Source organism: Sporotomaculum syntrophicum, from assembly GCF_009932395.1.
In the GTDB taxonomy this organism is placed as follows: Bacteria; Bacillota; Desulfotomaculia; order Desulfotomaculales; family Desulfallaceae; genus Sporotomaculum; species Sporotomaculum syntrophicum.
In genome coordinates, this window is record NZ_LSRS01000003.1 from 171,279 (window position 1) to 180,950 (window position 9,672).

7 protein-coding genes are annotated in these 9,672 nt (G+C 48.8%); 2 read left to right on the plus strand and 5 right to left on the minus strand.

The window, feature by feature from the left end:
* Nucleotides 1-30: 30 nt before the first annotated feature.
* The 4 genes from lplA to SPSYN_RS05895 all read right to left on the minus strand — a co-directional run bounded on the left by lplA (nt 31) and on the right by SPSYN_RS05895 (nt 2,595).
* A complete protein-coding gene (gene lplA, locus SPSYN_RS05885; protein ID WP_161821573.1) occupies nt 31-1,017 on the minus strand; it encodes a lipoate--protein ligase in 987 nt (328 codons plus the stop codon).
* A gap of 54 nt (nt 1,018-1,071) precedes the next feature.
* Nucleotides 1,072-1,782: a permease gene (locus tag SPSYN_RS05890; RefSeq protein WP_279279254.1), complete on the minus strand. Its 711-nt coding sequence runs from the start codon at nt 1,780-1,782 to the stop codon at nt 1,072-1,074.
* A gap of 12 nt (nt 1,783-1,794) precedes the next feature.
* Nucleotides 1,795-2,004, minus strand: a complete 210-nt coding sequence (locus tag SPSYN_RS15705; protein ID WP_202623744.1) for a hypothetical protein — start codon at nt 2,002-2,004, stop codon at nt 1,795-1,797.
* Nucleotides 2,005-2,100: 96 nt separating this feature from the next.
* Nucleotides 2,101-2,595 (minus strand): MarR family winged helix-turn-helix transcriptional regulator, encoded by a 495-nt coding sequence (locus SPSYN_RS05895; RefSeq protein ID WP_161821574.1) that lies wholly within the window; start codon nt 2,593-2,595, stop codon nt 2,101-2,103.
* A gap of 450 nt (nt 2,596-3,045) precedes the next feature.
* Here SPSYN_RS05895 and SPSYN_RS05900 point away from each other — a divergent pair, with 450 nt between their 5' ends.
* Nucleotides 3,046-5,154: a copper amine oxidase N-terminal domain-containing protein gene (locus tag SPSYN_RS05900; RefSeq protein ID WP_161821575.1), complete on the plus strand. Its 2,109-nt coding sequence runs from the start codon at nt 3,046-3,048 to the stop codon at nt 5,152-5,154.
* A gap of 268 nt (nt 5,155-5,422) precedes the next feature.
* Nucleotides 5,423-8,638 (plus strand): carbamoyl-phosphate synthase large subunit, encoded by a 3,216-nt coding sequence (gene carB / locus SPSYN_RS05905; protein WP_161821576.1) that lies wholly within the window; start codon nt 5,423-5,425, stop codon nt 8,636-8,638.
* Between the two features lie 146 nt (nt 8,639-8,784).
* On the opposite strand, the gene SPSYN_RS05910 is transcribed toward carB, so the two are convergent.
* Nucleotides 8,785-9,672, minus strand: an 888-nt coding sequence (locus tag SPSYN_RS05910) for an acetyl-CoA hydrolase/transferase family protein (RefSeq protein ID WP_161821577.1), incomplete at its 5' end; no start/stop codon positions are given.

The window sequence follows — 9,672 nt, forward strand, 5'->3', positions numbered from 1 at the left end:
TCCGCTAATAACAAAACCGGCAGGTGTAAGCTAAAACAAACAGCTCATTAATTGTTCCGAAGTCAGCCCCCTGATGTATTGCGATGCGTCAACCTTTTCCAGCAAAGACTGTAAACCGGCCTCTTCGTAATGCCGGCCGGTTAAAATGGCCTCTAGTTCCTGCACCGTCTGTTGCTCAAAGAAATCACCATAAAATTTACACTCAGTAATCAGCCCGTGGCTGATATTGAAATGCAACGTCAGGCTGCCCCCCGCAAAGGTCAATTCTTTTTGGTAAGCAAAGGCGGGTGCACTGCCGAAATTCCAGGCCCAGGTGCTGTACTTATCTGCCACCAGCCGGTTAACCGCCTGGATATCCTTTGCGGTTAACTGATACTCCTGATACGGCCGGTTATGGTAAGCAATAATGCTTTCAGCCAGCAGCTGCTTAAAGGTGGGCAGGTTCAGGCCGCCCGGCAGGTAGGGCTTGAGGTTGGTCACCAGGCTTTGCACAGATCTTACCGCTCTGGAAATGTATTTCTTTTTCGGCTTTAAAGCCTGGCCCAGCACGGTAAGATCGCTATCAAATAAGATGGTGCCGTGATGTAAAAGAGTGTTCTTATAGAGATACTGGGCGTTGCCGGAAAATTTCTTATAGTCCACGCAAATATCATTTCTGCCGTTAAATTCTGCCCGTACGCCCAGAGTACTTAAACAATAAATAATCGGCTCGGCCAAAACAGAAAAATCAGTAGTAGCAAAATTATCACGATTAAGGAGAAAAGTGAAATTAAGGTTGCCCGGATCATGATAAACCGCCCCGCCTCCGGTAAGCCGGCGCACCACCTGGATGTTGTTTTCCTGCACATAGTGGTAGTTGATTTCCGCCAATGCGTTTTGATGCTTACCAATAACAATGGCAGGCGCATTTTGCCAGAGTATCAATTTGTCATCGTCAAGGGCCGCCTGTTTTATTAAATACTCTTCCAGGGCTAAGTTAAAATAGGGATCGTTGCTGTTGTTGATAATATTCAGCATGGTGATACCTCCGCTTGGCAAGCTACGTCGCCAGGAATTATATCTGCAGCAAGCTTAAAATATCAAATTAAATAAATATCCGGCCAGAATAGCCACAGTTACTATGGTAACCACAAATGCAATGATCAACTTGCGGCGAAAAATGGAGGCCAGGATAATTACCTCCGGGATACTTGCTCCGGCACCACCGATAATCAAAGCTATTACCGCCCCGATACTCATACCTTTGCCTATGAGCACGGCACTGATGGGTATGATGGTTTCCGCTCTGATGTACATGGGTATGCCAATCAGGGCGGCTGCCGGTACAGCCAGTGGATTGCCGGGGCCGGCCCATTTCATGATCAGCGAATCCGGCACAAAACCATAAATAAAGGCTCCAATAGCCGCGCCCAGCATTAAGTAGAGAAAAACCTGTCGGAACAATGACCAGGCCGCCTCACCGGCCCGCTTAAATTTAATTTTCATAGTATCCGGTTCCGGTTCAACAGTTAAGTCAAGTACCGACATCTCTCCAGCTGTGCCGGCGCCCTTTTGGATATACACTTTTTTATACTGGTCGGCCAGCCCCATTTTTTCCCACAGCATGCCGATAAAAACAGCAACTATAAAAGTGATAGCGGCATAAGCAGCGGTAACTTTTATACCCAACAGGCTCAGAAACAAAGCTATGATAACCGGATTTAAAAGCGGTGAAGCAATTAAGAAAGACATGCTTGCTCCAAAGGGAGCACGGGCGTTTAACAGTCCCACCAGGACAGGTATTGTAGAGCAGCTTCAAAAAGGAGTAAGTGCCCCCAATGCGGCCCCTATTATATTGCCAATGAATTTTTTCTGCCTGGTCATTACTTTCTGGATTGTCTCAGGCGGTATAAATTCTTGCAGCAGCCCAACCAGGAAGGAAACACCAATAAATAACAGGATCAGTTCCCCGGCGATGACCAGAAAAAATCTACCGGCTTCGGCTAAATTATTTAGCTCAAACATGTAACCCCCCACCTCCCACAATTAAATCCCGTCAAGATTATGATAATTAACTTCTTGTAAACCTGGCTTGAAAAAAACCAACGGTATCGTGAGAACTTACTTATCCATCGAAAATACCGACATCCCGCCTCCCCCCTGTGGAAATTTGCCCTTCAACAGGTTCTCCTGTCGATGTGCGGAGTCTACCAGGATTTCCAAAACGGTTTTAACATTCTCGACCATCGCAGCATCCTGAGCTTTCAGCATTTCAGAGACATAATTAGAATACCGTTGAACTATTTCCAAGGCTGTTTCTGCCCCTTTGGCAGTTGTATTTACACAGCACACACGTCCGTCTATTGAAGATATCTCACGTTTCACATAGCCCTTGTTTTCTAAACGATCAATGATTTTACTGGCCCCGCTTTTGGTAAAATTTAAGGCATGCCCTACTTCCTGCACAGTGATATTTTCCGCATCATTTATTCTTTTCAAAGCCATATATTCCACTAAAGACAGATCCCCACAGCACTCGCCATTAATGCCGTGAGCTCCAAAATGCCAGGATAATTCTTGGATTAGGTTGTAAATATGCACAAAATCTTTATGCATAAGAGTTAGCTCCTTAATAAATTTTAGTTTCCGTCATCAACCATTATAGCGGGATTTAATTTCCGGTGTCAACTATTATATTATAATTATCTTTAAAAAAGAGCAGGATAACCTGCTCTTTTGCTATTACACCTCAAGACCAATAATCTTCATCTAAGCTAAGGCATTGGTCGATTTGGAAACCCCGGGCTTGAGGCGATAGTCAAATGTAATTTCATTACCGCATGTCAATGTTTCATTTAATTCTATAAATTATGTATCTAATAATTATGCAACTCACACAATCATCAACAACGCCATTACTACCATCCGAAGGGAACCCGGTTATAAAGTTTAAGGCACACAAACATAAAACTAGAATAATTAACGTACCAACAGGCATAATGCGTGCAACATTCTATAGTCGAAAAACGTCTAATTTAAGAAGAAATATACCATTGGAGGTTAATTATGAAATTCAGGAAATTTTGCGCCGCCCTAACCATATCTACCCTGCTGGTGGCTCCCTCCCTCTGTTTTGCAGAGGACACCACAGAGGCCGGGACAACAGTGACATCTACCAAGCTGCAATTAACCCTGGGCAGCAGCACTGCGCTACTGAACAATGTGCCGTACCAGCTGGAGATACCGCCGGTAGTTGTGGATGGGGTATCATATTTGCCCATCCGCTTCGTAACGGAACAGGCTCTGGGTGCCGCAGTGCAATGGGAAGCAGCAACTAATACGGTGCAAATAAACAAAGGTGCGACACAAATCAAATTTTCCCTGACCACAGGACAAGCCATGGTCAATAACCAGGAAGTAGAACTAAGCAGCCCGCCTTTTGTCAAAGACGGGCGCACCCTGGTGCCCCTGCGTTTCCTGGCCGAAAATTTTAATGTTCAGGTTGATTTTGATCCATCGGCCAAGACCATAACCATCACCAAGCAAAAGACAGAGGGAGCAGAAGAAGAACCCATTAACCTGCCGCCCGTGATCACCTCTCTGGGACTACAGAGTGATGTGCTTAAAATCGGAGAAGAGGCCAAATACAATTTTTCTTATGATAATGAAGTCGGGGAAAGCATCACGGCCCAGGAGTGGAGCTACCGGCTTTTGGATGACACCCAGGTCAGGACCGGACAACCACGCGCCTTTTTCCGGCCGGGTACATATGTTTTATCTTTAAGACTCCGGGACGCTGCAGGAAACTGGAGTGATACCGCCACCACAAACTTTACTGTAGCCAATGAAAAGCTGATGAGTGAGATGGTATTTAAATTGTCCCGGCCGGTTTACGGTGAATTATTTGAAAACCTGGACAATGTTAAATTCAATACCTTTACTGCCAATGCCAACACCACCTTTGAGCGGACCGGGACAGTCCTGCATCTGAGCAACAGCCCGGAGATAGTGAGCCAGCCCGGTATCCTTTACCAAAGTGAGGCATCCGGGAACTTTAGATTATTCTATCACCACGCAAATGGCGCCGACGAAAAACAGTATTTATACGTCATAGCCGAAAACAATAATCTCGTGCCCGTAACCCTGAAAACAATTAAGTCCGGTGAAGGCGGCCCGGTTAATGATTACATGAACCTGGGACAGGCTGTATCGATGCGCTACCTGAGCTCCCAGGGAGCACCGGATATCACGATTAACCCCGGTGAAAAGCTTATCTTAAACCAGGGCATGCGCTTCCTGAATAAAGGCGAAGCGGTCACCGGCATGCAGGACTACCAGGCAGATGGCACCATTACCCTCAGCGTGATCATGGGCCCGGAGAAAGCGCCAGAGCCTGAGCCAACCCCGGAGACTGATCCGTTAACATACCCGAGTACCCCGGCCGCGGGCGAGTCATCCATAGATGATACCGGGGTAAGCTCAGGCAACGCCGGTGAGTCACCCACAACGGGCGGTGACAGCGTAGCTAACCGGACTTCCGGATCTGCGGACAACTCGGGTGCAGCAGCGGAATCTGCTCCAATTACCGGCTCTAATCCAGCAGACAGCATGCTCCTTCCGGAGCCGGATAATACTGAAATGAGCCCGATGCCTCCGGTCAAAACACCGGCGGAAATATTAAGGGAAAAGATTGATTACCTGTTATCCCTGCCTGTTCTGCCCCGCAATCAACAGCAGGTGCGCGGCGTTTTCCCCACTTCCGATTGCCTGGTGAACATCCAGGCCGGCAGCAATGCTGAAAAAATCACCCTGGGTCTGGAAGAACCCGGCCACGACAGCTGGGTGGAAGGGATAGACCCCTTGACCGGGGAAACGATCCGGAACATCGGCAATTACGGTGTAATTTACCGGGTTAAAATCACCGCCCCGGAAAAAACCGGCGTGATGTTAAATCCACGGGGCAGCATATTTAAAGCAGCCTTTCAAGCAGCTGACGGTCAGGTTTATAAAGTCCCGGAAACCGGCCACTTTACCGGCCTGCAAAAAGCCGCCATACTTGGCGTACTTGAAGCCGGCCAGACTAAGGAATTTATCTATACCCCTCCCAGCGGCTCCGACACCCCGCTGATTATCGCTCTGCTGCCGGAAAACACCTGGTCAACTTTCGATCAATAAACAAAGGCGCACAGGTCTAATCTCAGGCCTGTGCGCCGGCGTTTATTTAAAGGCTCCTTTCATAATGATTAAGCTGAATAATTTGAATAAGTTGATCAAACTATTTAACTGTACGCCAATCTGATACCATTAAGTATTGCTTTTCAATTAATAATATAAATGCTAGAATTAACGGTGGCAACCAAGATAATTTAAGTTTATTGTCCAAAGGATACACATAAATCACCAGGCTGACTGCTTGCTGACTTCGTTTGACAGGAGGGGAAATATGCCAAAACGGACTGATATCAAAAAAATATTAATTATTGGCTCCGGTCCAATCATCATCGGACAAGCTTGTGAATTTGATTATTCCGGAACCCAAGCCTGTAAAGCCCTCAGGAAATTAGGTTACCAGATTGTTTTAGTCAATTCAAACCCTGCTACCATCATGACCGACCCTGAAATGGCCGATGTAATTTACATTGAGCCGTTAAATGTAAAGAGATTGACGGACATCATCGCTAAAGAACGGCCCGACGCCTTGCTGCCCAATTTAGGCGGTCAGTCGGCCTTAAACTTGTGTTCTGAACTGGCCAAGACCGGGGTTTTAGAACAATATGGGGTTAAAGTTATCGGCGTACAAGTCGATGCCATTGAACGCGGCGAGGACCGCATTGCCTTTAAGGAAACCATGAACCGGCTGGGCATAGAAATGCCCAGAAGCAAACCTGCCTACAGTGTAGAAGAAGCAGAGCAAATAGCCCAGGAACTTGGCTATCCGGTGGTGATCCGCCCGGCTTACACCATGGGAGGCACCGGCGGTGGCCTGGTTTATAATATTGAAGAGCTGAGAACCGTAGCCAACCGGGGCATCGCCGCCAGTTTGGTGGGCCAAATCCTTGTCGAGGAATCCGTGCTCGGCTGGGAGGAACTCGAGCTGGAAGTAATGCGGGACGCTAAAAATCAAATGCTGACGGTGTGTTTTATCGAAAACATCGACCCCATGGGTGTGCATACCGGCGACTCCTTCTGTGCAGCTCCCATGCTGACCATCAGCCCGGAGTTGCAACAGCGTCTGCAAAAATATGCCTATGCGGTTGTAGAGGCCATTGAAGTTATTGGCGGTACCAATGTCCAGTTTGCCCATGACCCGAAAACCGACCGGGTGGTAATTATTGAAATTAACCCCCGCACTTCCCGTTCCTCCGCACTTGCTTCCAAAGCCACCGGCTTCCCCATCGCATTAATTTCAGCCATGCTGGCCGCCGGCTTAACCCTCGATGAAATTCCCTACTGGCGGGATGGCACCCTGGATAAATACACACCTTCCGGCGATTACGTGGTCATCAAGTTTGCCCGCTGGGCCTTTGAAAAGTTCCCCGGTTCCCAGGACAAACTTGGAACCCAGATGCGGGCCGTCGGTGAAGTGATGAGCATCGGCAAAAACTATAAAGAAGCTATGCAAAAGGCCATCCGCTCCCTGGAAATTGGCCGCTACGGGTTAGGCTTTGCGAAAAATTTCAACCAGCGCTCCCTGGAGGAGTTACTGGCCTTAATCGCTGAGCCCACCAGTGAACGCCAGTTTATTATGTATGAAGCGCTGCGCAAGGGTGCAGATATCGACCAGCTTCACCGGCTGACCCACATTAAGCCCTGGTTTATCCGGCAAATGAAGGAACTGGTTATGCTGGAAGAGGAAATACTTAAGCATAAGTACGGGCACCTGCCCGACGAATTGCTGATTCAAGCTAAAAAGGATGGTTTTGCCGACCGTTATTTAGCCATGCTGTTACAGCTGCCCGAACAGGAAATTCGCCGGCGCCGTATTGCTCTGGGGGTAGTCCAGGGCTGGGAAGCCGTTCCGGTGAGCGGCGTTGAAAACGCAGCTTACTATTTCTCCACCTATAATGCTCCTGATCAAACCAGCGCCAGCGACCGGCCGAAGGTGATGATCCTGGGTGGCGGCCCGAACCGCATCGGACAGGGCATTGAGTTTGACTACTGCTGCGTGCATGCAGCCTTTGCCCTGCGGGATATGGGCTTTGAAACGGTGATTGTCAACTGCAACCCGGAAACGGTATCCACCGACTATGACACATCGGATAAGCTGTACTTTGAGCCATTAACGGTGGAGGATGTACTGAGCATCTACGAAAAGGAAAAGCCCCTGGGGGTAATCGTGCAGTTCGGGGGACAAACACCCTTAAATATAGCCGGTGAACTGGCCGAAGCCGGGGTGCACATTTTTGGCACTACCCCCGATACGATAGACTTAGCCGAAGACCGTGACAGGTTCCGCCGGATCATGGAGAAGCTGAACATTCCCATGCCGGAATCCGGGATGGCGGTGACCCTGGAAGAAGCCCTGGCCATTGCCAAACGGATTGGTTACCCGCTAATGGTCCGCCCATCCTATGTATTAGGGGGCCGGGGGATGGAAGTTGTTTACGATGAGGAAATGCTCCGCGATTACCTGGCGGCCGCGGTGGAGGTGACTCCGGAAAGGCCCATTTTAATTGACCGTTTTCTCGCTCATGCCATTGAATCGGAAGCCGATGCCATCGCCGACGGCACCGAAGCCTTTGTACCAACGGTCATGCAGCATATTGAACTGGCCGGTATCCACTCCGGAGACTCGGCCTGTGTAATTCCGCCGGTGAGCATTCCGGCCAGGCATGTGGAAACCATCATAGAATACACGCAAAAGATCGCCAGGGAATTAAACGTGGTCGGACTGATGAATATGCAGTACGCCATTGCCGATGACCGGGTTTATGTACTGGAAGCCAACCCGCGGGCTTCACGGACCGTGCCTTTGGTTTCCAAGGTCTGCAACATCCAGATGGCCAGGATTGCCACGGAAATTATGCTGGCCGGCCAAACCGGCAAAGAGTCCCCGGTGAAAACTCTGACCCGGAAAAAGATACCCCATTTTGGTGTTAAAGAGGCGGTTTTCCCCTTTAATATGTTCCAGGAGGTGGATCCCTTACTGGGGCCGGAAATGCGCTCCACCGGGGAAGTGCTGGGCATCGCTGATTCCTTCGAATTAGCTTATTACAAGGCCCAGGAGGCGACCCAGTCACTATTGCCCACCTCGGGCACCGTGCTGATCAGCGTCACCGATCAAGATAAGCCTGAAGCTTTGAAAATAGCCAGGCTGTTTACCCAGCTGGGTTTTCGCATTAAAGCAACAGAAGGCACGCACAAATATTTTAAAGCCAACGGGATTGCCTCCGAAGAGATTAAGAAATTAGCCCAGGGACGACCTAACATCCCCGACGGCATTAAAAATAAGGAGATCCAACTGGTGATCAACACCCCATCCGGGAAACATAGCCAGCATGACGACTCCTATATCCGCAAGACCGCCATTAAATATAAAGTACCGTATATAACTACCATAGAAGCGGCTCTGGCCAGTGCCAGGGGCATTGCGGCTTATAAAGATAACAGCCAGGCTAATTTAAAATCCCTGCAGGAGTATCACGCGGATATTAAATAAGGGAATTCGTGCAAAGGCATCTCAAACCGAGATGCCTTTTGATTACGCCCGGCGGCATTACAGCCGGGCTCAGACCAATAAAAAGCGCCCCTGGTTGAGGCGCTTTTGCACTATCTATTTTTAACTAGTTAGCCAAAATATATAAATTAGACAAGCAAGCCCATTTTCTTAGCTTCAAATGTCAGCCAATCCCGGAAATTTGGATGGGCAACGCTGATGATTAACTTGGCCCGTTCCTGCATGGATTTATCACGCAGTTTAACACAGCCGTATTCGGTAACAATATGGTCAACCAGGGTCCTGGTGGTGGATACAATGGCACCGGGGCTCAAAATGGGCACGATTTTGGAGATGGTATCATTCTTTGTGGTGGAGTTCAGCACAATAAACCCTTGCCCTTCCGGGTTCAAGGTGACGCCGCGGGCAAAGTCCAGCTGGCCGCCAATACCTCCCCAGATTTTGGTGCCAATGCTTTCCGAGCAGCACTGGCCAAACAAGTCTACCTCGATGGTCCCGTTGATGCTGACCGGCTTATAGTTCTGCGCGATGACAAAGGGATTGTTGGTGTAATCAACCGGGTGGAATTCAATGGCCGGGTGATTGGCAATGTAATCGAAGCATGCCCTCTTGCCCTCCACGATGGTAGCAATAACTTTGCCCTTGTGAATTGATTTCCTGCTCCCGTTCAGGCAACCGCTTTCCATCATTTCATTAATGTAGTCGGTGACCAGCTCGGTGTGCATGCCCAGGTCTTTCCGGTGCAGCATGTATTTGCAAACCGCAGCGGGAACACCGCCGATACCTACCTGTAACGTGGAACCGTCTTCAATACGCTCGGCAATCGGAGCGGCGATTTTTTCGTCCAATTCAGAAATAGTGGGTTGTTCTAGTTCAAATATCGGCGTATTATCGCGAATAATATGAGTCACCTGGGAAATGTGAACTTTGTTATAGCCACCGGTCCAGGGCATATTGGGATTCTCTTCCACAATAATGGTTTTGGCCACTTCTACACAAGCAGGAGAATAGTCGCA

What these genes read in the sequence shown, in the direction of transcription:
- carB (WP_161821576.1), top strand. Translation starts at nt 5,423, where the DNA reads ATGCCAAAACGGACTGATATCAAAAAAATATTAATTATTGGCTCCGGT.
- SPSYN_RS05895 (WP_161821574.1), bottom strand. Translation starts at nt 2,595, where the DNA reads ATGCATAAAGATTTTGTGCATATTTACAACCTAATCCAAGAATTATCC.
- SPSYN_RS15705 (WP_202623744.1), bottom strand. Translation starts at nt 2,004, where the DNA reads ATGTTTGAGCTAAATAATTTAGCCGAAGCCGGTAGATTTTTTCTGGTC.
- lplA (WP_161821573.1), bottom strand. Translation starts at nt 1,017, where the DNA reads ATGCTGAATATTATCAACAACAGCAACGATCCCTATTTTAACTTAGCC.
- SPSYN_RS05900 (WP_161821575.1), top strand. Translation starts at nt 3,046, where the DNA reads ATGAAATTCAGGAAATTTTGCGCCGCCCTAACCATATCTACCCTGCTG.